The organism is Erythrobacter sp. THAF29, assembly GCF_009363635.1.
In the GTDB taxonomy this organism is placed as follows: domain Bacteria; phylum Pseudomonadota; class Alphaproteobacteria; order Sphingomonadales; family Sphingomonadaceae; genus Erythrobacter.
The window spans coordinates 1082674-1104247 of sequence record NZ_CP045392.1 but is presented as its reverse complement, the minus strand read 5'-3'; the positions used below and the strand labels follow the sequence as shown (position 1 = coordinate 1104247).

Genomic DNA, 21574 nt, shown 5'->3' with positions numbered 1-21574 from the left:
CACTTGAGCCGGCTGAGGCACTTCTTCCGCCATGAAATCGAATTGTGGGAGGACATTCGCGGCTTCTTCAGCACGGCGTTCGGCAAGGACAAGCGGCCTCCGGCAATATCCTATTCGCACCCGCGCTATGGGACATTCGAGGACGCTGGGGAATTTTCTTACTCACTGCACACCAGCGTTGAGGTCACCTGGCTCGGCGAACCCGTAGAATTCTCTCCCGACGCAACCCCCGGCACGCGCGAGCGCGGAAGCGAGATCATCGAAGCGAGCTTCGACACGATGGATGCCCTGATGGAGGATCAGGCGGGCTGGCACGACAAAGCCCGTGCTGCGGTTCTTGCGGAAACATACCCGCTCTGGCGCGACGAGTGGCGCGATCCCGAAACCGAACCGGAACTCACCGAAGACGAGTTCTGGTCGCGGATCACGCTCACCAATGTCACGACCGGCGAGGATGGCTGGTTCAGTCTGACTTTTCACGTCGAAGGAGAGCTGCTCACCGATCACGCTATCTGCGTTAGCGGGTCGATTGCTGCCGGGGTCGAGGATGTCGCGATAGAGGGATAGGCCGGCTTTCTATTCCCGGAGCCGACCATAACCCGCGCTCTACCAAATCCCGGCGTGTGCCCCTAACTCAATAGCATGTCCCCCTGGCTCATCCTCCTCGTTCCCCTGCTGATCGGCGGATTTGTTCTATACCGCCGCCATATACGGCGGCGCAGGCGTAGGGCGCTTTTGGCAGCACCGCTCACGCCGCAACAGCGTGCAGTGGTCGAAAAGCTGGTGCCGCTGGTCCGCCGCTTGCCGCACGACTTGCGGCAAACGCTCGAAGGCAAGATCAATCTTTTCCTCGATCAGGTCACATTCCGCGGAAACAACGGCGTCGTCGTCACCGACGAGATGCGACTTTCGATCGCGGCGCAGGCGTGTCTGCTGATTGTAAACAGCCCGGTCTGGTACGACACGCTCAGAAACGTGCTGATCTACCCATCGGCTTTCGTCACCAATCGCGACACGCATGACGGGTTTGTCGTCAGCGAAGACCGCCACGCGATGCTGGGCGAAAGCTGGGCGCGTGGGCCGGTAATCCTGTCCTGGGATCAAGCACTGCATGGCGGGCTGGACCCGGAAGACGGGTTCAACGTCGTCATTCACGAGTTCGCCCACCAATTGGACGCGCTGACCGGTCACACCAACGGCATCCCCATCTTGCGCAAAGGTCAGGCCTATGCCGGCTGGGAGAAAGCCATGCTCGATGCATATCACTCGCATGTCGAACGGGTCGAAGCCGGATATGCAACGCTTATCGATCCCTACGGCGCGACCAATCACGAAGAGTTCTTCGCCGAGGCGATTGTCACCTTCTTCGAGAAGCCACGCGCATTGAGGCGCGAAGAGCCGCACCTGTATTCCCAGATGTCGCAGTTGCTGGCGCTTGATCCAGCGCAGTGGGACTAAGGCGATGCTCAAGCACCATCTTTGGAAGCCCTGCCATTCTCAAGGAGCAGGGGGGGCGATGCTTTCCTACGCACTGCAAACGTGGCAAGGCAAACGGATGACGAACGCCCGGGATCCCGTTTCGAGTTGGAGAAGTGTCAATTTCGCTTTTGCAGCGATTTTTGGCGGTTTCCCGCGGTCTTCAGGCCAACGTAATACGGGTGACAGGGTGTCAACTTTGTCAACTTCGTTGGAAATAAAATGTCGCTAATCCTCGCCACGGACGACACCGGCGGCCCTGAGATATTCGCGTCTCTGCAGGGTGAAGGACCGAGTGCGGGTACGCCGGTCGCCTTCATCCGGCTCTCGCGTTGCAATCTCGCCTGCATCTGGTGCGACACCGCCTATACGTGGCATTTCGAGGGCGACAATCGCCCGCACCGCGATGGCGTGACTTATGAACGCAAGTCCAACCAGGTGGCGCTCGATCCCAGTGACGCGGCGGAGCGGATCGCGGCGCTCGGGCAAAAGCGGCTCGTCATTACCGGAGGCGAACCATTGATGCAGGGCGGCGCGCTCTCCGACATGCTTGCGCACCTGCCCGATATCGAGGTTGAGATCGAAACCAACGGCACGACCAAGGCGCCGAGCCACGTCGATATCCGGGTCGATCAATACAATGTCAGTCCTAAGCTTGCGCATTCGGGCAACCAGGCGGAGCTGGCGCTGATCCCCGAGCGCCTCGATTTCTACGCTGGCGACCCGCGCGCTTTCTTCAAGTTCGTGATTGCCGCGCCGGAGGATGTCAAAGAGGTGCTGGAGCTGCACCGCCGCTACCACTTCAAGCCCGGTCACGTATTCCTGATGGCCGAGGGGACGACGAGCGAAGCCCTGCGCGAAAAGCAGGAATGGCTCGCACTACTATGCTTGGAACACGGCTTCCGCATGAGCGACCGCCTGCACATCCATTTGTACGGCGACACCAGGGGAACATAGTTTGTTTTCCGCACCCCATCCGGGGTGCGAAGTCCTCGCTCACGCGACCTGAAGGTCGCGTCGCTGCGGGCGGCCGGTCGGCCTTGCGACCCCTGAGGGGGCCGATGCATTCCAAGCTATGGAATATGGCTCTTTGAAAGACGATTTTCGCGAGGGTGGAGCGAGAATGGTGGACTGCGAGAACCGGCGCGCAGCGGACTTTCGGTCCGTGAGCACCGGAAGCGCAGCAGGCTGCCGTTCGCAGCCCGCCCTCGGGAAAATTCCCGCTATCCTTGGCTACGCCAGCGCAGGACGGTGCGTTCGACGAGTTCGTCCTCGCCGCCGCCGGTACTCCATAGCTCGACGAAGCTCGGGTCTTCCGACGCCGGGCGCTTGTGCTCTTCGAGGTTGTCGAAGCTCACCCGGATCGGGATTGCAACGCCCTCGCCGCAGATGATGCATTCGCGGTTGCGCAGCGCCGGGATCGAATCGAGGAAGCCGCGCGCGCCTTCGGGCATGGCGGCTTTCACGAAGGCCTGGTCGCGGTCATTGTTGAGACGCATCGAGATGATCGTGCCGCACTGCGAGAGCACGCCTTCGGCAAGGTCGGACGGGCGCTGTGTGATGAGGCCCAGCGAGATGCCGTACTTACGGCCCTCCTTGGCAATGCGACCGAGCACGCGGGCAACCGAGGATCCGTCGGCGTTCTTCTCGTTCGGGACATAGCGGTGGGCCTCTTCGCATACGAGCAGGATCGGGCGGGTCTTCTCTTCGCGGCCCCAGATCGCAAAGTCGAAGACGAGGCGCGAAAGCACCGCGACGACGGTAGAGGTAATATCGGAAGGAACGCCTGAGACGTCGATGATCGAAATCGGCCGGCCGTCGCCCGGCATGCGGAAGACCTTGCCGATAAAGTCGGCCATCGTATCGCCCACGAGCATGCCGGAGAACATGAACTGGTAGCGAGGATCGCTCTTCAACTCTTCGAGCTTGCCCTTGATCCGCATATAAGGCGCGGAGGAAGTCGCCTTGTCGAGCTTGCCCATCTCGTCCTGGATGACGTTCGACAGGTCCGAAAGGAGATAGGGAATCGGCGAATCGACCGTGATCTTGCCCATGGTTTCGGCAAGACGGTTCTTGCTGCGGGCGTGGAGCAGGCACTTGGCAAGGATGTCCATATCCACCTGGCGCTCATTGCCATCGCTGGTGAGCAGAACTTCGCAGTGCTCCTCGAAGTTCATCAGCCAGTACGGCATCTGCAGGTTCGACACGTCGAGGATCTGACCGGTCTGGCGGAATGCGGCGGAATATTCGCCGTGAGGGTCGATCATCACGATATGACCGTTGGGCGCAGCTTCACAGATCTTGTGAAGGATGAGCGCGGCACTGGTCGATTTGCCGGTACCGGTCGAACCGAGCAGCGCGAAGTGCTTGCCGAGCATCGCGTCGATATAGAGGCCGGCGCGGATATCCTTGGTCGGGAAGACCTTGCCGATGGTGATGTTGGCGCGGCCGTCGCTGGCGTAGATCTGTTTAAGGTCTTCCGTGCTGGCAGGGTAGACCATCGCCCCGGGCACCGGATAGCGGGTCACACCGCGGCGGAAGCCGTTGATGCGTCCGGTGAGCTTTTCCTCGACCCCTTCGCCGAGGAAGTCGATATGAGCGATGATGCCGGTTTCGCTACGGCGATCCTTGCGCTGGTCGCGAACGCTGGCGAGCAGCCAGCCGCTGCCGACCTTGATCTTGATCTGGCTACCGACCTGTCCGGCGAGCGCGATCGAAGGATCGGCGTCTTCCATGCATTCGTTGAGGCGCTGGATATCGAGAGCAATCTGCGAGCCGGCACCCGAGATTTCGAGCACGACGCCGATCGGCATGCGCGAATTGTCGGCCCCTTCGGCAGAGGCACCGGCCTTGGCTGCCTGGTCGAAATTCTGGTTCGCCATGTCGTTCATTTTCGCATCGATCCCTTACCCAACCCTGGTAGCCGGGCATCGCTTCAGGATTCCGGCACATCTGTAAGCGATGGCCATAGGCCGGGTTCGGTTAAGATCGCGTCAACGATACCTGCTGAAACGCGTGCCGGAGCGTCAGGAGCGGTTGAACCAACGCCCTGCAATCACTCCCATTCCGAGCGAAAGGAGGATGGCTCCAAGGCCGTAGAAAAGCGACCAGCGCTCGGCCGCATTCACCACCTCGCCTTCGAGACCGGTCTTCGCGACGGTGATCGTTTCGGTCGCGCTCGCGAGAACGCGGCCGTCGGCGATCGCAAAGGTTTCGGCCGTGTAAGGCCCGGTAATCACGTTCGAGGGAAGCGCAATACGCGCCTGGTAGAGCACGCCTTCCTTGATCCGCACGCCGTCGGGATCTTCCTTGTAAAGACCGGCGCGTTGACGCATCTCAACCAGACCGGCGGCATAGCGGGCCTGTTCTTCCGGCTCGATCTGTCCGCTGGGACTGAGCTGGATAAATTCTGTTCCGAGTTCGTATATCGCGGCGGTGCGCGGATCGACGATCTCCTCAATCGGACGCGAGGAAGCCACGGCGAAGAATGCGGGTGCGGAGCGGAAATCGGTCGACCCCGCATTCATCCAAATGCCTGCGATCCGCGCCTTTTCGCGCAGCCTGATCGGCTCGGTCGGTCCCTTGAGCACGACGACGATATCGTATTCGGTGGTGCGCCGGGTCCCTTGCGGGTCGATCACCGCGCCATAAAGCAGCAGGTTCGCGCCGGTAAAACCCTGCCTCACTTCGATCCGGCTCTGACTGACTTCGGGCACGAGGATCGGTTCACGCTGCGCGGTGAGGGTCAGCGCGGCGAGCGTGAGCATCGCAATGCGTGCCGCACGTGCGCTCACAGCGGACTGACCGTATAGATTTCGTCAGGCTGGATGCCGAGGCCGTAGAGCATGCGCAAGGCGACCACGATCACGATCGCGGCGAGCACGAAGCGCAGGATTTCCGGCCGCGCCTTCATCGCAATCTGCGTCCCGAACTGCGCGCCCATCACCGAGCCGAGCAGCAACAGGCCCGCGAGGACAATATCGACTGCCTTGGTCGTGAGCGCGTGTGTCATGGTCGTAACCATGGTCACAAACAAAATTTGGAATAGCGAGGTGCCGACAACGACGTTACCGCTCATCCCGAGCAGATAAAGCATGGCGGGAACAAGCAGGAATCCACCCCCGACCCCCATCAGCATGGTGAGGATACCAACCACCGTCCCGAGTATCAGGGGCGCAAGCGGCGAGAGATAGAGACCGGAGCGATAGAACCGCCAACGGAACGGAAGGCCGGCGACAAGTGGATGGTGGCGACGCTTGCGCGGCTGCGTGGTGGCGCCCGCTTTTCCCGGGCGCAGCGCATCAAGCGCTTCGCGCATCATCAGCGTCCCGATCGACCCGAGCAGGATCACATAGAGAATGTTGATAACGACATCGATCTGGCCGAGCGCCTGCAGGGCGCTGAACAACACCGCCCCGATCAGTGCGCCGATGATCCCGCCACCGACCATTACCAGGCCCATGCGATAATCGACACCGTTGCGCTTAGAGTGGGCGAGCACTCCGGAAACGCTCGCGCCGGTCACCTGCGTCGCTGCGGAGGCAGCGGCAACGGTAGGCGGAATTCCGTAGAAGATGAGCAGCGGCGTGGTCAGGAAACCACCACCCACCCCGAAGAGACCGGAAAGAATGCCCGTCAGGCCACCGAGCAGCACGATGTACAATCCGTTCACCGAGAGATTCGCGATGGGCAGATAGACGTCCATGGCCCTGCCGATACTCCACCGGGGCCCGCGATGATAGGGACAGCAAGCGGCTTTTCACTGCAATGGCTGGTGTCGGGGCCACAAACCCTTCATTAAGGTTTCAGAAGCGCGTCGAGAGAGTCGCTGCGGCGCCCGAACCCGGCGCGGCGTCTCCGCCGACGCGTTCTCTCCAATCAACCGAAAGACGCGCGGGCACTTCGCCAATCGTAATGTCGAGCCGGACAGTCGGCCCCACATCGATCCGGCTCGCATCTTCCTGCGCCCCGCCCCATGCACCCGCACCCACACTGAAGCGTGCACGATTGTTCGAAGGGCCGTCGAAGCTCGCGAGCTCTCTCGTCACCGATGCCTGTCCATCGACAAAAGCGGTCGCGCCCGTACCTCCGACATATCCTGCGCCGCCATAAGCTTCGAGCCTGAAGCCGGCGGGGAGCTTCTGCACGGGAAGCTCGGTTACGGCTGTTATAGCCGGACGGACCCGTACGCCGAATTGACTGTCGGTCACCCTTGCCTCGGCAGAGATGCGCACGGGGACTGACCCTGCCGGACGCGCAGAGGCACCGACAGCGAATTCACTTTCGCCCTTCGACACCAGCGCACGATAGGCCCGCGCGAACAGGCGTGGATCGCGGCTCGACGATGGAGCTGCGCGCCATTCGAGCTTCGCGCCTACCTGGCTGGCACCGTAGGTTGGGACCCGCCCCTGCGAAATCGGGGATTTATCGGGGCCCTCGCGCCAAAAACCCCAGATGTCCAAAGACCAGCGGCCTGGCCTTGCCTGCTCTTCGAGCAGCGGCGCGACCGGGCTTACGCCCGACCGGGACGAAGGCTCGACAATTGCATTCAGCCCTTCATCCATATTCGGCGGCAGTTTGGTCCCGAGCGCCTGGAGCCACAGCAGGTGATGCCCGTACTGAATCTCGGCTGGGCCGCCCTCGGATGCGGAACCGCTGGCGAGCGCGGCGCGGCCTGGAACGCCGCTAGCAGCTCTTTCGGTGGTGCTACGGTTCTGATCCTCCACCGCAAACGGATCGGCGTTCGCGCGCCACGCAGTCTGCCCCGCCTCTCGCGCGGGTCCACGCGAATTCTCGGCGAAAAGAAGATCCGCGCCAGGTAGATCGATCATCCTATCGGGAAACGGACTCTCCCACGTCAGTGCACGTCCACCAACCCATGCCGCCATCACGACGGCAAGCAGGGCAAGCGGACTCCCGCGCCTTGTATGCCTGGCCCCGCCGCTCACAGCGCACCGGCCTGCGCCCGGTCGACCCGCGCGGGGTGTTCGGTGTGGGGTGTCTTGTCCCACACGATCGCGTTGCCCATCAGCGTTCCGATGTAGGCGGTAATGGCACGGCGGCCCGAAATGATCGATATGACGTTGGCGACCGGGATACGGAGCACGGATCTCAATCCTTCCGCGGCACCGTATTCGCGCGCGGTAAACCCGAAACGCAACAACGCGCGCCACAGGAAGAAGACCAGGTTCGCAAAAAGAATGAACCTGACCAGCGGCGAAAGCTCAACCGGCTCACCATAGCCCAGGCCGATTGCGCTCCAGCTGAGCGTGGTCAGGGCGAGCAGCGTGTATCCGAGAAGCAGGACGAGCGCCGTCATCGGACCGCGCCGGTCTCGCGCGCGCATCCAGCGCTCGACCAGGTTCCCGCCCCAACCGGTCCGATCCCAGCCCTGAAGTGCGATGCCATGAACCCAGCGGGTTTTTTGCCTGATCACGTCTTCAAGCCGGTTGGGAAAGTAGGCGCGGGTTGCGATCAGCAGGCCGTTGTCACCCCGCGCCCTTACGAAGCGGCAGGTCCCGCCCGCTTCACTGACGGCTAGCCCGAGTTCGTAATCTTCGGTCAGCGATTCGGCCGAGAACGGGCGGCGGTCGGACCGTGCGGCGCACAGCTTCTCGAGTGCTCGACGCGAAACTGCGCAACCCACACCGGCGGCCGGCAGTGCCGCGCCAATCGCGTCGCGAACGACCATGGCCTTGGCATGCGCTTCAGTGAATTCCTCGCAGTAGTGGCTCCCGAGCCAGCGGCTTTTCGGCTGCGGGAGCGGTTCGACCGGAAGTTGAGCAAAGTCGGCGCCCTCGGCAATCGCTCCGTCAAGTAGCGCAAGGCCTGCAGGATCGACCAGATCCTCGGCATCGTGGAAAACCGCCATCTCAAAGCGCATGCCGCTGCGCCGCTCGTCGTCTCGCATCGCCTCGTAGAGACGGTTGAGGCAATCGGCCTTGGTGCTCGGTCCCTCGCGGTCGTGGATCACGATACGCAGTCGACTATCCGTTCGGGCAGCGCGCATGGCGGCGGCAATAGTTGCCGGGTCATTGCGATAGCAGCCGACATAAAGCCGCAGGCCATCCTGCGGCCAGCTCGCGAGCGTGTGGGCGATGGTATCGCCGATGACCGCAGCTTCATGCCATGCGGGTATGAAGATCGCGGCGGGACCGTGGAGGGAACGCGATTGCATCTGCGCGCGTTCGACAGTCGGGGTTTGTGCCCTGCCAGTGAATTTCAGCCACAACCAGGCGAGGTCGACGGACGCGTCGTCGAGCGCGCCGATGAGGAAGAACACCCCGGCGAACAACAGCAATTCATGTTGCAGTAGTGCGACCCACTGCCAGAACTCAAAGCCCCACAGAGCCAAGGCGACCCCCGATCCTTGTCAGAAAAAGAGCCTAACGCGCCCCGATAGTCCTTGCAACAACTTCGCAATTTCTCAAAAGAGCGCGTGACATGTCCAACACCTCTCGCACCACCACAACACCCCTGCGCCGGGTCTTCGCACCGGTCCGCGCGCTGTTTGTCGGCGACGCTTCGGCAGGCATACTCCTGATTATCGTCGCAGCAGCTGCAATGCTCGCTGCGAATTCGCCCTTTGCAGCCGAGTACAAGCAACTGTTCTACGGCGAGCTGACCTTCACCCCGATCGCAAAGCTCGATGATCTGCACCTGTGGATCAATGACGGGTTGATGGCGATCTTCTTCTTCGTCGTCGGGCTGGAAGTGAAGCGCGAGATGATTTCGGGTTCGCTCTCCGATCCGGCATCGCGCCGCCTTCCAATGGTTGCAGCAGCGGCAGGAATGATCGTTCCGGCATTGGTGTACATGGCGGTATCGGGCGGCGGGGTCTATTCGAGCGGCTGGGCAATCCCTGCGGCGACCGACATCGCCTTTGCAATGGGCGTGCTCGGACTGCTCGGCAACCGTGTCCCCGCCTCGCTCCGGCTGTTCCTGCTCACCGTTGCCATTGTCGACGATATCGGAGCGGTGTTGGTAATCGCGTTCTTCTATACTCCGACGATCAAGATGGCATGGCTGCTTGCCACCGCACTGGTGCTCGGCCTGATGATCGGGCTCAACCGCATGCGGGTGAGCGTTTTCTGGCCATATATCCTGATGGCCATGGTGCTGTGGTACTGCGTTCTCAACACAGGCGTTCACGCGACAATCGCGGGCGTCATGGCCGCGCTCACCATCCCGCTGCGCAGGCGCGATGGCAACTCGATGCTCGAAAAGCTCGAACACGGGCTTGCCCCATGGAGCGCCTATCTGGTGGTGCCGATTTTCGGTTTCGCCAATGCGGGCGTATCGCTCGAAGGACTGGGGATCGAGGCGTTTACCGACCCGCTCCCCATCGCCATCGCAGCCGGCCTCGTTGTCGGCAAGCAGATCGGCATCTTCTCGATCATATTCATCTCCGACAAAGTCGGATTCGCGCCGCGACCGGCTAACGCAAGCTGGGTCGAAATATGGGGCATCTCGATCCTTTGCGGGATAGGTTTCACCATGAGCCTGTTCATCAGCAGCCTCGCTTTTCCCCAGCAGCCTATGCTGATCGAAGAGGCGAAGATGGGCATCCTTACCGGTTCAGCCATTTCCGCGATACTCGGCTATATCGTATTGCGCCTCACCACCGCCCACCCCGCCGCCGATTGCGACGACCAGGGCCAGCAACCGGCCTGAGGCGCTACCAGCTTCCGGTGTTTTCCATGCTGGCCCAGGGTTCCCTGGGCTCGAGATGGCCGTCCTGAAGCAATTCGACAGAGATACCATCCGGAGTCTTGACGAAGGCCATGTGCCCGTCGCGCGGTGGGCGGTGGATCGTGTGGCCCGCATCGGCGAGCCTCTGGCAGGTTTCGTAGATGTCGTCGACGCGGTAGGCGAGGTGTCCGAAGTTCCGCCCACCATCGTAGACTTCGGGCTCGCTGCCATCCTCGGGCGGCCAGTTGTATGTCAGTTCGACCTCGGCGATCCCCTCCTGTCCGGGAGCCGCGAGAAAGATCAGCGTGAACCGCCCGGCCTCGACATCGAAGCGTTTGACTTCTTCAAGTCCGATGAGCTTGAAGAAATCGACCGTCGCGTCCGGATCGGAGACGCGGAGCATCGAATGCAGGTATTTGACCATCTGAGGTTCCTTCTGGCGCTCTGCGCGGGTTCATCTCGCAGCAATTCAAACTCGGTTCATCGATATCAAGGCACAACTCGTCGCACCATAGAGAGGAGGCGATGATGAGTGATGAGGCGGTTTCGACAGCAGGAGACATGGAGCGCGAGGCCGCCTCGCGCAAGAGCGGACTGGGCGCGACCACGACGCGATGGTTCGGGACGGCGGCGATTGCCTCACTCGGCATGGTGCTCGGCGGCTACCTTCTTGGCGACGGTTTGCTCCGCGCAAAGGAAGCCGAACGCTCGGTCACGGTGCGTGGACTTGCCGAGCGCGACGTTACCGCCGATCTTGCGACCTGGACGATTTCCTACTCCGCAAGTTCGCAAAGTCTCGCAGAGGCGCAAGGCAAGGTCCGGCGCGACACTCAGGCGATCGAGGAGTTCTTCGACGGCCTCGGCTTCCCCGACGATGCACTGCAACCCACGGGCGCGAATGTTTCGAGCTATACCAATCGCGGGGTGACCACTTACACCGTTCGCCAGCGCCTGTCGCTCAGGACGGACGATATCGAACGCGCGCAGCGCGCCGTGGCGCAGCAATTCGACTTGGTCGACCGGGGCGTCTTTCTCGAAGAAGGATCGGGGATGAGCTACACCTTCACCCGGCTCAACGATATCAAGCCCGAAATGGTGGCCGATGCGACCAAGGATGCGCGCGCCGCAGCCCAGCAATTTGCAACCGACAGCGGCGCGAGCGTCGGCGCGATCAAGGATGCCACACAGGGCTATTTCTCGATCGAAGCGCGCGATGGCGACGGCGGCGGCTGGGGCAAATCGGACAGCCCCTACAAGAAGGTCCGCGTTGTCACGACGGTCAATTTCAGTCTGGATTGAGAAAAGGGCGCGGGATCCGTCTCCGGTCCCGCGCCCCCTCATGAGGTCCCGCTGTTCGCCCTTCTAAACGGGCGTTGGGCGTTCACTCCTGCGACTGAGCAAACGATTCAGAAGCTCGCGCTGAGCGTCACGACGAAGGCATCGTCGGTGAAAGTCCCGGTGGGATCGATCAGAGCATCGCCTTCGACACCGACATAGGCAGCGCCAAGCGTCGCCGGACCGACTGCCACTTCGGCGCCAATCGACCAGTCGACCGCTTCGCTGTCGGTGGTGAATGTCAGGAATCCGTCGGTGTATCCGATGTGACCGGTGACGGTGATCGGCGTGTCGGGGATGCCGACACCGACATCTGCATACAGATACAGGTTATCGGTGCTGCCAAGCGAATCCTGGTCGGGCGCGTAAGCAATACCGCCGGTAAGCTCTGCCGGGCCGAGACCGAAAGTGAGCGAGCCGTAGAATTCGACATAGTCGAAGTCTCCCGGACCTGCGTCGGGATAGAGATAGGCGATCACACCGACATCAGCGGATACGCCGTCGGTGAGGTTCCCGCCCCAGCCGCCATAAACGTCGAGCTCTGCCGAGCCGTAGCCCACAGTGGTTTCATCGAGGTTGGAAGCCCAGGTACCCACATAGAAGCCCGATTCGTGAGCGATGTCGAAGCCCCCTTGTACGGCGAACTCGCCGTCGGTCAGTGCGACACCGCGGAAACGGTATTCGGTCGCAAAGGCGATATTGGCCGAGAAGGTGAAACCGCTTTCCCCTTCGACGCTATTGGCCGTGCCATCTTCGATCGGAGCGCTCGCGCGCTCGGTCGCCGGTGTCAGGCTGAGAGCGGGCGCCCTGGCATCGGTTCCGTCCAGCGCAGCCGAAGCGGCAAGGAGATCCTCGCTGATTTCGATATCGCCGGTATGAATGTCGGTCTTCGCTTCTTCCGGAACCGTTTGGGAAGCGAGCGCGGGCGTTGCCGAGAGGAAAAGGCCCGCAGAGAGAGTTGCGGCCGTAAGGCCGCGGATGGACGTGAGCATGACAACTTCCTTGTTTGTGTTGTTGCTTCGTCCCACCTGCACATCCGCCGGTCGCCATTTTTGTCGGCAATCTCATGCGAATGCGACATAATCGTGCACGCGTTTGCCGCAGTGCACAAGAGAAATTGCGCAGAGGTCAACAAGTCCACATTTGTGTGGGTTTTTTGCACCATGCCTCATGCATGTAATCCTCATTTGCGGTTCAGGTTGGGGGTGTTTATGGCGAACGTCCTCTCAAACCCCATGGACCAAGCCCCAAAGATGGCGCAGAATTCGTCGTCCCAAGCTTAAGCTGTTCGCACCATGTTGAAGTCGCTGACCAAGATATTCGCGTCGAAACCCAAAGCGCGCATGCCGGCCGTGCCCGATGGCACGCGCTATTACGTGATCGGCGATATTCACGGGCGGCTCGATCTGTTCGAAGCGATCATCGATGCCGTCGAGCAAGACGATGCAGCAGCAGGTCCGGCGGAAACCCACGTGATCCTGCTTGGTGACTTGGTCGATCGCGGACCCGACAGCGCCGGCGTGCTGGCCCGCACCCGCGAATGGCAGAAACGGCGCAATGTCCGCGTCCTGGCAGGCAACCATGAAGAAATGTTCCTCGAATCGTTCGAGAAAGAGGAAATCTTGCGTCATTTCCTCAAACACGGTGGGCGCGAGACAATTCTCAGTTTCGGCCTTACGAGAAAGCAGTTCAACGCGATGACGCTCGAAGAATTGTTCGCGCTGATTCCGCAGCTCATACCCCAGTCGGAGCGCGACTATATCGCCTCGTTCGAGGATATGATCGTTGCCGGCGATTACCTGTTCGTTCACGCCGGAATAGATCCCAAGGTTCCTCTCGACGAGCAGAGACGCAGCGACATGCTGTGGATACGCGACCGATTCCTTAATCACGAAGGGCCGCTCGAAAAAGTTGTCGTCCACGGCCACACCATTTTCGACAAGGTGATGGACTGCGGTAACCGGATCGGGATCGATACCGGAGCGTTCCGGTCGGGCGTGCTCACGGCATTGGTGTTGGAAGGCGACAACAAGCGAGTGATACAAACGAGCGATACCGATGGTCGGATTGCGGTTTCGACCGCCGAACACGAACCGGCGCTGACACGGGCGTAGACAAGCCTCCCTGATCCCATAGAGTGGAGTCGCGCCGTTTTTCTCGCGATGCCCCTCGCGGACCGGCAATCAGGGAGCGAGTGCCATGACAGCCATTCTCGACGGGCTGACAAGCCTTTTCATCTTCGCCGTCGGCCTCACCGTGCTTGCGATCATCGTGCTGTTCTTTATCGATCGCTACCAGACATCCGACGCGATCCGCCGCAACTATCCGGTTATCGGGCGGATGCGATACATCCTCTCCGATCTCGGCGAGTTCTTCCGCCAATATTTCTTCGCGATGGATCGCGAGGAGATGCCATTCAACCGCGCCCAGCGCGACTGGGTCTACGATGCTGCCAAGGGTGAATCCACAAATGTTGCCTTTGGTTCGACCCGCAATCTCGAGCCGGTAGGGACGCCCATTTTTGTCAATTGCCCCTGGCCGATGCTCGAACGAGATGCTGTGAAGGCACCTCCGATGCGGATTGGCGATGGTGCCGCGCGCATTCCTTACGATGCGCCGTCGCTCTTCAACATCTCGGGGATGAGCTACGGTGCGATTTCGACCCCCGCGACCAAGGCGCTCTCACGTGGTGCAGCAATGGCTGGGTGCTGGATGAACACCGGCGAAGGCGGCCTGGCCCCCTACCACCTCGAGGGCGGCTGTGACATCGTTTTCCAGATCGGGACTGCCAAATACGGCGTGCGCGACGACGATGGAAACCTGTCCGATGAAAAGTTGCGCGACATCGCGGCGCACGAACAGGTCCGTATGTTCGAGCTGAAACTCTCGCAGGGCGCCAAACCCGGCAAGGGCGGCATCCTCCCGGCAGCCAAGGTTAATGCCGAGATCGCGAAGATCCGCGGCATTCCAGAGGGCGAGGCTTCGATCTCTCCCAACCGGCATCCCGAAATCGACAGCAATAGCGATCTGCTCGATATGCTCGCGCACATACGCGAGGTCACCGGCAAGCCCGTCGGCTTCAAAACGGTGATCGGAGCCTATGGCTGGCTCGAGGATCTGTTCGAGGAAATCAATCGGCGCGGGAAGGAAAGCGCGCCCGACTTCATAACCGTTGACGGCGGCGATGGAGGGACCGGAGCAGCGCCGCTTCCGCTGATCGACAATGTGGGATTGACCCTGCGCGAAGCTTTGCCGATGCTCGTTGACATTCGCGACAGGGCCGGCCTTACCGACCGTATCCGTATCGTTGCCAGCGGAAAGCTGGTTACGCCGGTCGAGGTCGCCTGGGCGATCTGCGCGGGAGCGGACTTTATCAACTCCGCGCGCGGCTTCATGTTCGCTCTTGGCTGCATACAGGCGATGAAATGCAACAAGAACACCTGCCCGACCGGCATCACCACGCATGATCCGTCCTTGCAGCGCGGGCTCGATCCGGCGGACAAGGCCGTAAAGGTCGCCCACTTTGTCGAGCAAATGCGCGAGGAAGTCGGCATCATCGCGCACAGCGTCGGCGTCAGGAACCCGCGCAAAATGAAGCGCTACCACGTCCGCCTCGTCTGCGCCGATGGACGCTCGCGCCCCTTGGACGAGCTCTATCCCGCCGTCGGGGTTCAGCCGAATTGACGCCCGGCCTCAAGTAGCGAAGCGGTAGGCCGATGAGAATACATCAGGGGGCCTCATAAGCCGGGTTCTGTCTCCGCGCGCGGTATCCGTTACCGGACCTGCCGCGCGGCGGCAGCCATTCATCTAGGCCGACCATTGCTGGACGGCTCAAGCAGCCAACCCGGGCCTCTCGGAGCGAAACACTCCTGCCTGAAAACAGGCGCGAGGCCCCTATTTGGCCTTGCTCCAGGTGGGGTTTGCCATGCGGGCGCTGTTGCCAGCGCCCCGGTGCGCTCTTGCCGCACCCTTTCACCCTTGCCTGTGCGCTTTAGGCGCCATCGGCGGTATACTCTCTGTGGCACTTTCCCTCGGCTTTCCCCGAAGGGTTCGCCGGGCGGGCGTTACCCGCCACCTTCGTTTCGTGGAGCCCGGACTTTCCTCGGTGTCAAAAGACAACGCGGCTGCCTCGGCCCCCTGATGCAAACGCCCTTATAGCAGGCAGATGCTGTAGGGAAGCTTATCGAGAGCTCTTACCGGGCCGCGCCGCGGTCGCGTTCGAGCAACAGGTGCCAAAGGATTGCGCCCAGTTGAGCGTCGGGCTTGCCCTCGATCCGCTCGGGCCTCCAACGTCGCTCGAATGCCTCGATCGCCTTGCGCCCCTCGGTTATGTCGTATCCATAACGCTCCAGCGCGAGGATGAAGGCGCCTTCGTTGTGAAACGGATCGCCTTTCTCGAACTTTGTCGGCTTTGGCAGGCACAATCCATATTCCGCGAGCCTGTCCCACGGGAAGAGCTCGCCGGGGTCGACCTTGCGGATCGGCGCGACGTCCGAATGTCCGACCACGTTCGCACGCGGAATGTCGTAGTCACGCCTTATGCGGGCGAGCAGCGGGATGAGCGCATCAATCTGCGCGTCGGAGAACTCGCGATAACCAAGCTCGTGCCCCGGATGATCGAGTTCGATCCCGATACTTGCCGAGTTCACATCCTTGATCCCGCGCCAGTAGGAGCGGCCCGCATGCCAGGCGCGCTTATCCTCTTCGACGAGGCGGATCACTTCGCCCTCTTCGGTAATCAGGTAATGCGCCGAAACCTGCGCATCGGGATCGGTCAGACGGTCTAGGGCAGTCTCGACCGGTTTCATTTCCGTGTAGTGGATCACCGCCATGTTGATCGGCAGCGCACGATCGTTGAAATTGGGCGATGGCTCGGTCCGGTGGACGAGTTCGCTTTCACCCTTGCCGGAGTAGAAGCTGGGATCGAGCGGCGTCGCCATTGCCCTAGCCGATCATGCCTTCGGGCTGGGGAAGTACCGCGCCTAGCACGAGCGCGTCGTCGCTCAAGGCGTATTGCAGCCCGCCGCCCATTTCATCGGCCAGCAGCGCGATCATATGTGCGGCGGCTGTCCGGCTCGTAATCTCCACCGGCGCGATTTCGCCCTGAAGCGCCTTTCCGATCGTCTCGTCGAACGCGATCTTTCCACCTCGCGCGCGGGTGACGATCTCGACATTGCCGTCACGCTTTTCGGCACCGATATCGAGCGTCCCGCCACGCACCAGCGCATCGATTCCGATCTGCGCAAGGTTTAGCAGCACTTTGACCGCAGGCTTGGGCAGGCTCTGCTCTTCGACAGCCCAATTGAGCTCGATCCGAGAATTCCCCGCTGCCAGCGCGTTGATGACCTCCTGCGCCTCCTCAACCGGCACATTGTCGCCGAACCCGCCTGCAGCGCCGAACGCGAGCCGGAAAAACTTGAGCTTGTTGGTACTGATCGCAGCGCTTTGTTCGAGCAGCTCGATGCAGCGCTTGCGCATCTCGGGATCGTCTTCGTCTGCAAGCAGTTCGAGCCCGTTGGAGAGTGCGCCGACCGGCGAGAGCATGTCATGGCAGAGCCGCGAACAGAGAAGCGCGGCAAGTTCGGTTTGAGAATTCATGCGCGTGTCTTAGCCATCGACGATGTGCAATGAAAGCGCCTCGAACCCCGCTTTACCCGACCGGTAGAACCGCAGGTCGCCGCGCCCCCAGATCGCCCAGACCTTGCCGTCCCCCGCCGCCAGTTCGAGATCGGTCGAAGATGGCTCGGCATCGCCTTGGGGATGCGAATGAAAATGGCCGAGGATCTCCGGCCCTCCATGGCGCGAAGAACGATGCGCGTCGATGAGTGATTGCGGATCGATTTCGAAGTGGGTTTCAGGGGTGGCGTGGACGTTGCGGGTTTCGATGAATGTCGAGATTCGTTCGCCTTCGCCCAGCAATAAACCGCAAGCTTCGCGAGGATAGGCAGAGCGGCTTGCCCTATCCAGTGCCTCGAACACCTGGCTTGTCACTTCGATGCTCATCGCGCATGGCCCTAGCATGTCCGATGAGAAAATCATCACCGGCACCGTTGCTGCGCCTGCCCGGCTCGACAAGGCACTTGCCGACGCGACAAATCTCAGTCGTGCACGGGTGCAGGCGCTTATCGGCAAAGGGTTGGTCGAGGTCGATGGAGCCGCGGCGTCTTCGGCAAGCGCTAAGGTCTTAGAGGGAGCGCGCTTCAGCATTAGGGTTCCAGCCGCCGCTGAAGCTGAAGCGCGGCCGCAGGAAATCCCGCTCGATATCGTGTTCGAAGACGAGCACCTGATCGTCGTCAACAAGCCTGCAGGCATGGTGGTGCACCCGGCAGCGGGCAATCCCGATGGGACGCTCGTGAATGCATTGCTCCATCACTGCGCAGGCGAGCTTTCAGGGATTGGCGGGGTCGCACGCCCCGGCATCGTGCACAGGATCGACAAGGACACATCCGGTCTGCTTGTCGTGGCGAAAACCGATGCCGCGCACGAAGGGCTCGCACAGCAGTTTGCCGACCACTCGATCCACCGGCGGTATCTCGCCGTCTGCGCAGGGCATCCCCAACCCTGCGAGGGGCGAATCGAGGGCAGGATCGGTCGATCTGACGCGAATCGAAAGAAAATGGTTGTGCTGCCCAAGAATTCCTCGCGCGGGAAACACGCCGTTACCCATTACAAAGTATTGAGAAGGCTCGAATCGAGTGCGCTTATCGAATGCCGCCTCGAAACGGGCCGCACACACCAGGTGCGCGTTCACTGTGCGTCAATTGGTCACGCGCTATTAGGAGATCAACTCTATGGAAGAACGCCCAAGAGTATTAAACCACTGATATCGGAACTGAATTTTTCCCGACAGGCGCTTCATGCAGCCGAACTGGGATTTTTGCATCCAATCAGCCGCGAAACCGTATCTTTTTCAGCGGCCATTCCCCCCGATATGGGGGAACTTATCGACGAACTTGGACGTTTTAATCGATGAAAAGCACGCGCAACCGCGCAAAAGTCGTCTATATGTAACCACGTGGCCCGATTGACCGGATGCCCATCAGGGGTCCGGCAGGTGAGGTCGACACTAGAAAGGTTAGGGAAGAAGTGAGTAAATCGAAGACGCCGACAGTGCCCGCTCTCAGCGGTGAGCAAGGTCTCAATCGCTACCTGTCGGAAATCAAGAAATATCCGGTGCTTACGGCAGAGCAGGAATACATGCTCGCCAAGCGCTATGCCGAACACGAAGACCCCGAGGCAGCGGCACAGCTCGTGTCCAGCCACCTGCGGCTCGTGGCCAAGATCGCGATGGGCTATCGCGGTTATGGCCTGCCCGTCAGCGACCTGATTTCCGAAGGGAATGTGGGGCTGATGCAGGGCGTCAAAAAGTTCGAACCCGATCGCGGCTTCCGCCTCGCGACCTACGCGATGTGGTGGATCAAGGCTTCGATTCAGGAGTTCATTCTTCGTTCGTGGAGCCTCGTCAAAATGGGCACCACGGCTGCGCAAAAGAAGCTGTTCTTCAACCTTCGCCGGATGAAGAAGCAGCTCGAGGCCTACGAAGACACCGACTTGTCGCCCGAGGACGTGACCAAGATCGCGACCGATCTCGGTGTGCCCGAGCAGGAAGTCATCAACATGAACCGCCGGATGATGATGGGCGGCGATGGCTCGCTCAACACGCCGATGCGCAATGGAGAAGATGGCTCGGGCGAATGGCAGGACTGGCTGACCGACGATGGTCCGCTGCAGGATGAGCTGGTCGCCGACGCCGAAGAGGCAGAGGTGCGCCACGCAATGCTGGTAGAGGCGATGGACTCGCTCAATGACCGCGAGAAGCACATCCTCACCGAACGCCGTCTGACGGAGAAGCCGCAGACGCTCGAAGAACTCTCGCAGGTCTACGACGTATCGCGCGAGCGTATTCGCCAGATCGAGGTGCGTGCCTTCGAAAAGCTGCAGAAAGCGATGCAGCGTATCGCCGGAGAGCGCCTGCTTCCGGGTGTTGCCTAAGCTCTAGCGCGGCAGCGCTTTAACGAGCGCGTCCAGCACCGAGACATCGAAGCGCCGGGGGTTCTCCTCCGGCGCTTTGCTTTTCAACTCAGCCAACAGCGCGTCCTGGTCCGGAAAAGAGAATGCAACTCTGCCCGGCAGCGCGATTGCGAGCGCCTCGAACCACTTGATGAGATGCGGCTGCAACGCGAGGTGCATGTCGAAGTTGCGCCTGGACCGGGTCTCATCGCCTTCTTTCTGCGCGCGCGCGACATCGGGAGCGATACGCTTGACGTAGTAGCGGTCGCCGAATCCGATCCGGCGCTCCAAGATTGCCTTTCTCGCGAGCGGGACGGCGGCATCGAATATGTCGAAGCTCCTGAAGCCCGCGCACGCCATGCACCAGTCGAAGTGCGACTTGAATGGTTCGGTGTCGAAGATCGCAAAACCGTGATCGCGCTCGACCGCAAGTGCTGCCTGAAATCGGCGGATATTGTGCTCCATCCAGTATTCTGCATGAATCTCGGCCCGATCGCTTTCGCCCGGCGCAACGCCGTTCTCTGGAAACTCGGGCACGTGATGCGCTTCGCCAAACTTCCGAGCGAAGGTCGTCTTGCCGGCGGCGCTTATGCCTTCGAGCACGATGAGCAAGGCTGGCCCTCCCTCAACCGCAACGGGCTAAGACGCGGGCGCCAGGTCCAGGACTGCCGCAATCATCGCCCTTGTACCGAGTGTTACGCTTTCTTTTGGAGCGATTTTGAATAGCGGCGAGTGGTGGCTCGGCACGGCCGGTCCGCCATTGGCCGCTGCATCGAAGGCCTCTTGCGGTGTTCCTCCAACGGCGAAGTAATATCCGGGAACACCGTATTGGTCCGCGACGAAGTAAGAAAAATCCTCTGCCCCCATACCGCGCTGCTGCCATGGCATGAAAGCATCCTCCCCAAGTTCGCGCTGCATGACGTCATTGAGCCTCCGTGCCAGCTCAGGATCGTTATTGGTTACAGGCGTGCCCTCACTCACAGTGACTGTCACAGGAAGTTCATCGGGCAGGCCGTGCGCCTTACCAATTCCTACTGCGATGCGCTCGATCGCTGCGAGGAGCTGCGCGCGGGTTTCCTCGTCATTTGCGCGCACGGTCAATTGCAGGTCTGCGCGATCGGATATGATGTTGTGCTTCGATCCCGCATGGAACGAACCGACCGTAATGACGCCTGGGGCAAGCGGCATCACTTCGCGGCTGATGATTGATTGCAATGCGGTGACGATCTGCGAACCGATATAGACAGGGTCGCGCCCCATATGCGGGCTCGCCCCGTGCGCACCCACGCCCGGCACCATGATGTCGACACTGTCCGCGCTTGAATACTGGATGCTTTCCGATGCCGAGACCTTTCCTGTCGGAAGGACCGAGGCGACGTGAAATGCGAGCGCGTAGTCCGGCTTGCCGAAGCGGTCGTACAGACCGTCTGCCAGCATCGCTTTTGCTCCGCCGACGCGTTCCTCGGCAGGTTGTACCACGAACATTATCGTGCCGGACCACTGGTCTTTCATCGCCATCAGCCGGCGCGCAGTGCCGATCATCGAGGTGATATGCACATCATGCCCGCAGGCATGCATGACCGGGTATTCCTTCCCGTCCTGCCCGACCTGAGTCGCAGTGGAGGCATAGTCGAGGCCGGATTTCTCTTCGACCGGCAGGCCGTCCATGTCGGCACGCAGTAGGATCAGCGGCCCGTCGCCATTGCGCAGCATTCCCACCACACCTGTACCGCCGACATTCTCGGTCACTTCGATCCCGGCAGCGCGCAATTCGGTCGCCATCCGCTCGGCTGTCTTGTTTTCGAGAAACGAAAGCTCGGGATTCTTGTGGAAGTGGACGAACAGGTCTTTGAGATAGTTATCGTATTCAGCCTCAACCGCCGCAGCGACATCGCGATCTTCAGCCACTACGGGTGCCGCAAGTGTTGCGGTGGCAAGCGCGATTGCAGCGGCCGCGGATCTGATCAGGCGCATCGAATTCTCCTCAATTGGCTCTTGGCAAATGTCCAAGCACGCCGCGCGCCCTATCGCAAGGGAACCGCGATTGCGCGCTCCCGAAACC

21 protein-coding genes and 1 other RNA gene are annotated in these 21574 nt (G+C 61.1%); 9 read left to right on the top strand and 13 right to left on the bottom strand.

Annotation, left to right across the window (positions count from 1 at the left end; genetic code table 11):
- Window positions 1-3 precede the first annotated feature (3 nt).
- The 3 genes from FIU90_RS15515 (at window position 4) to FIU90_RS05395 (ending at window position 2433) form a co-directional block, all read left to right on the top strand.
- Window positions 4-567, top strand: coding sequence for a DUF2262 domain-containing protein (locus FIU90_RS15515; RefSeq protein WP_172970190.1), 564 nt, complete (start codon window positions 4-6; stop codon window positions 565-567).
- 75 nt (window positions 568-642) lie between these two features.
- Entirely contained in the window at window positions 643-1458 is an 816-nt protein-coding gene (locus FIU90_RS05400; RefSeq protein WP_152433849.1) for a zinc-dependent peptidase, read from the top strand.
- A gap of 240 nt (window positions 1459-1698) precedes the next feature.
- Window positions 1699-2433: a 7-carboxy-7-deazaguanine synthase QueE gene (locus FIU90_RS05395; protein WP_152433848.1), complete on the top strand. Its 735-nt coding sequence runs from the start codon at window positions 1699-1701 to the stop codon at window positions 2431-2433.
- Between the two features lie 266 nt (window positions 2434-2699).
- Here the strand turns inward: FIU90_RS05395 and FIU90_RS05390 are convergent, their stop codons facing one another.
- The 5 genes from FIU90_RS05390 to FIU90_RS05370 form a co-directional block, all read right to left on the bottom strand.
- Window positions 2700-4367: an ATP-binding protein gene (locus FIU90_RS05390; protein WP_152433847.1), complete on the bottom strand. Its 1668-nt coding sequence runs from the start codon at window positions 4365-4367 to the stop codon at window positions 2700-2702.
- A gap of 135 nt (window positions 4368-4502) precedes the next feature.
- Window positions 4503-5243 carry a TIGR02186 family protein gene (locus FIU90_RS05385; RefSeq protein WP_152435712.1) on the bottom strand — a complete coding sequence of 247 codons (741 nt, stop codon included), beginning with the start codon at window positions 5241-5243 and terminating at the stop codon, window positions 4503-4505.
- Between the two features lie 23 nt (window positions 5244-5266).
- Window positions 5267-6181 carry a sulfite exporter TauE/SafE family protein gene (locus FIU90_RS05380; protein ID WP_152433846.1) on the bottom strand — a complete coding sequence of 305 codons (915 nt, stop codon included), beginning with the start codon at window positions 6179-6181 and terminating at the stop codon, window positions 5267-5269.
- A gap of 100 nt (window positions 6182-6281) precedes the next feature.
- Entirely contained in the window at window positions 6282-7307 is a 1026-nt protein-coding gene (locus FIU90_RS05375) for a hypothetical protein (RefSeq protein WP_152433845.1), read from the bottom strand.
- A 113-nt stretch (window positions 7308-7420) separates the two neighbouring features.
- Window positions 7421-8830, bottom strand: coding sequence for a glycosyl transferase family protein (locus tag FIU90_RS05370; protein ID WP_152433844.1), 1410 nt, complete (start codon window positions 8828-8830; stop codon window positions 7421-7423).
- 89 nt (window positions 8831-8919) lie between these two features.
- Here FIU90_RS05370 and nhaA point away from each other — a divergent pair, with 89 nt between their 5' ends.
- Window positions 8920-10149 (top strand): Na+/H+ antiporter NhaA, encoded by a 1230-nt coding sequence (nhaA, locus tag FIU90_RS05365; RefSeq protein WP_152433843.1) that lies wholly within the window; start codon window positions 8920-8922, stop codon window positions 10147-10149.
- 4 nt (window positions 10150-10153) lie between these two features.
- On the opposite strand, the gene FIU90_RS05360 is transcribed toward nhaA, so the two are convergent.
- Window positions 10154-10591, bottom strand: coding sequence for a VOC family protein (locus FIU90_RS05360; RefSeq protein WP_152433842.1), 438 nt, complete (start codon window positions 10589-10591; stop codon window positions 10154-10156).
- Between the two features lie 224 nt (window positions 10592-10815).
- Here FIU90_RS05360 and FIU90_RS05355 point away from each other — a divergent pair, with 224 nt between their 5' ends.
- Window positions 10816-11466 carry an SIMPL domain-containing protein gene (locus FIU90_RS05355; protein ID WP_234029679.1) on the top strand — a complete coding sequence of 217 codons (651 nt, stop codon included), beginning with the start codon at window positions 10816-10818 and terminating at the stop codon, window positions 11464-11466.
- 107 nt (window positions 11467-11573) lie between these two features.
- Here the strand turns inward: FIU90_RS05355 and FIU90_RS05350 are convergent, their stop codons facing one another.
- A complete protein-coding gene (locus FIU90_RS05350) occupies window positions 11574-12494 on the bottom strand; it encodes a TorF family putative porin (RefSeq protein ID WP_152433841.1) in 921 nt (306 codons plus the stop codon).
- A gap of 303 nt (window positions 12495-12797) precedes the next feature.
- Here FIU90_RS05350 and FIU90_RS05345 point away from each other — a divergent pair, with 303 nt between their 5' ends.
- Both FIU90_RS05345 and FIU90_RS05340 read left to right on the top strand, forming a co-directional pair.
- A complete protein-coding gene (locus FIU90_RS05345; protein WP_152433840.1) occupies window positions 12798-13616 on the top strand; it encodes a metallophosphoesterase family protein in 819 nt (272 codons plus the stop codon).
- A gap of 85 nt (window positions 13617-13701) precedes the next feature.
- On the top strand, window positions 13702-15186 hold the full coding sequence (locus FIU90_RS05340; protein WP_152433839.1) for an FMN-binding glutamate synthase family protein: 1485 nt from the start codon (window positions 13702-13704) through the stop codon (window positions 15184-15186).
- A 40-nt stretch (window positions 15187-15226) separates the two neighbouring features.
- Here FIU90_RS05340 and rnpB read toward each other — a convergent pair.
- The 4 genes from rnpB to FIU90_RS05320 all read right to left on the bottom strand — a co-directional run bounded on the left by rnpB (window position 15227) and on the right by FIU90_RS05320 (window position 17505).
- Window positions 15227-15642, bottom strand: an RNA gene (rnpB, locus tag FIU90_RS05335) — RNase P RNA component class A.
- A 53-nt stretch (window positions 15643-15695) separates the two neighbouring features.
- Entirely contained in the window at window positions 15696-16442 is a 747-nt protein-coding gene (locus FIU90_RS05330) for an N-acetylmuramoyl-L-alanine amidase (protein ID WP_152433838.1), read from the bottom strand.
- Between the two features lie 4 nt (window positions 16443-16446).
- A complete protein-coding gene (locus FIU90_RS05325) occupies window positions 16447-17100 on the bottom strand; it encodes a histidine phosphotransferase family protein (RefSeq protein WP_152433837.1) in 654 nt (217 codons plus the stop codon).
- A gap of 9 nt (window positions 17101-17109) precedes the next feature.
- The gene (locus FIU90_RS05320) at window positions 17110-17505 is read right to left on the bottom strand and encodes a Mov34/MPN/PAD-1 family protein (protein WP_152433836.1); all 396 of its coding nucleotides are present in this window, start codon (window positions 17503-17505) and stop codon (window positions 17110-17112) included.
- A 16-nt stretch (window positions 17506-17521) separates the two neighbouring features.
- On the opposite strand from FIU90_RS05320, the gene FIU90_RS05315 reads away from it, so the two are divergent.
- Window positions 17522-18475 carry an RluA family pseudouridine synthase gene (locus FIU90_RS05315; protein WP_152433835.1) on the top strand — a complete coding sequence of 318 codons (954 nt, stop codon included), beginning with the start codon at window positions 17522-17524 and terminating at the stop codon, window positions 18473-18475.
- 59 nt (window positions 18476-18534) lie between these two features.
- The gene (rpoH, locus tag FIU90_RS05310) at window positions 18535-19494 is read left to right on the top strand and encodes an RNA polymerase sigma factor RpoH (protein ID WP_370515161.1); all 960 of its coding nucleotides are present in this window, start codon (window positions 18535-18537) and stop codon (window positions 19492-19494) included.
- Window positions 19495-19497: 3 nt separating this feature from the next.
- Here rpoH and FIU90_RS05305 read toward each other — a convergent pair whose 3' ends face one another.
- Window positions 19498-20124 carry a hypothetical protein gene (locus FIU90_RS05305; protein WP_152433834.1) on the bottom strand — a complete coding sequence of 209 codons (627 nt, stop codon included), beginning with the start codon at window positions 20122-20124 and terminating at the stop codon, window positions 19498-19500.
- Window positions 20125-20151: 27 nt separating this feature from the next.
- Window positions 20152-21486, bottom strand: coding sequence for a M20 family metallopeptidase (locus FIU90_RS05300; protein WP_152433833.1), 1335 nt, complete (start codon window positions 21484-21486; stop codon window positions 20152-20154).
- Window positions 21487-21574 lie beyond the last annotated feature (88 nt).

Coding starts and splice junctions, on each gene's coding strand:
- nhaA (WP_152433843.1), top strand. CDS start 8,920: ATGTCCAACACCTCTCGCACCACCACAACACCCCTGCGCCGGGTCTTC.
- rpoH (WP_370515161.1), top strand. CDS start 18,535: ATGCCCATCAGGGGTCCGGCAGGTGAGGTCGACACTAGAAAGGTTAGG.
- FIU90_RS05380 (WP_152433846.1), bottom strand. CDS start 6,181: ATGGACGTCTATCTGCCCATCGCGAATCTCTCGGTGAACGGATTGTAC.
- FIU90_RS05340 (WP_152433839.1), top strand. CDS start 13,702: ATGACAGCCATTCTCGACGGGCTGACAAGCCTTTTCATCTTCGCCGTC.
- FIU90_RS05390 (WP_152433847.1), bottom strand. CDS start 4,367: ATGAACGACATGGCGAACCAGAATTTCGACCAGGCAGCCAAGGCCGGT.
- FIU90_RS05355 (WP_234029679.1), top strand. CDS start 10,816: ATGGTGCTCGGCGGCTACCTTCTTGGCGACGGTTTGCTCCGCGCAAAG.
- FIU90_RS05375 (WP_152433845.1), bottom strand. CDS start 7,307: ATGATCGATCTACCTGGCGCGGATCTTCTTTTCGCCGAGAATTCGCGT.
- FIU90_RS05345 (WP_152433840.1), top strand. CDS start 12,798: ATGTTGAAGTCGCTGACCAAGATATTCGCGTCGAAACCCAAAGCGCGC.
- FIU90_RS05385 (WP_152435712.1), bottom strand. CDS start 5,243: ATGCTCACGCTCGCCGCGCTGACCCTCACCGCGCAGCGTGAACCGATC.
- FIU90_RS05325 (WP_152433837.1), bottom strand. CDS start 17,100: ATGAATTCTCAAACCGAACTTGCCGCGCTTCTCTGTTCGCGGCTCTGC.
- FIU90_RS05300 (WP_152433833.1), bottom strand. CDS start 21,486: ATGCGCCTGATCAGATCCGCGGCCGCTGCAATCGCGCTTGCCACCGCA.
- FIU90_RS05330 (WP_152433838.1), bottom strand. CDS start 16,442: ATGGCGACGCCGCTCGATCCCAGCTTCTACTCCGGCAAGGGTGAAAGC.
- FIU90_RS05400 (WP_152433849.1), top strand. CDS start 643: ATGTCCCCCTGGCTCATCCTCCTCGTTCCCCTGCTGATCGGCGGATTT.
- FIU90_RS05315 (WP_152433835.1), top strand. CDS start 17,522: ATGTCCGATGAGAAAATCATCACCGGCACCGTTGCTGCGCCTGCCCGG.
- FIU90_RS05360 (WP_152433842.1), bottom strand. CDS start 10,591: ATGGTCAAATACCTGCATTCGATGCTCCGCGTCTCCGATCCGGACGCG.
- FIU90_RS05395 (WP_152433848.1), top strand. CDS start 1,699: ATGTCGCTAATCCTCGCCACGGACGACACCGGCGGCCCTGAGATATTC.
- FIU90_RS05350 (WP_152433841.1), bottom strand. CDS start 12,494: ATGCTCACGTCCATCCGCGGCCTTACGGCCGCAACTCTCTCTGCGGGC.
- FIU90_RS05320 (WP_152433836.1), bottom strand. CDS start 17,505: ATGAGCATCGAAGTGACAAGCCAGGTGTTCGAGGCACTGGATAGGGCA.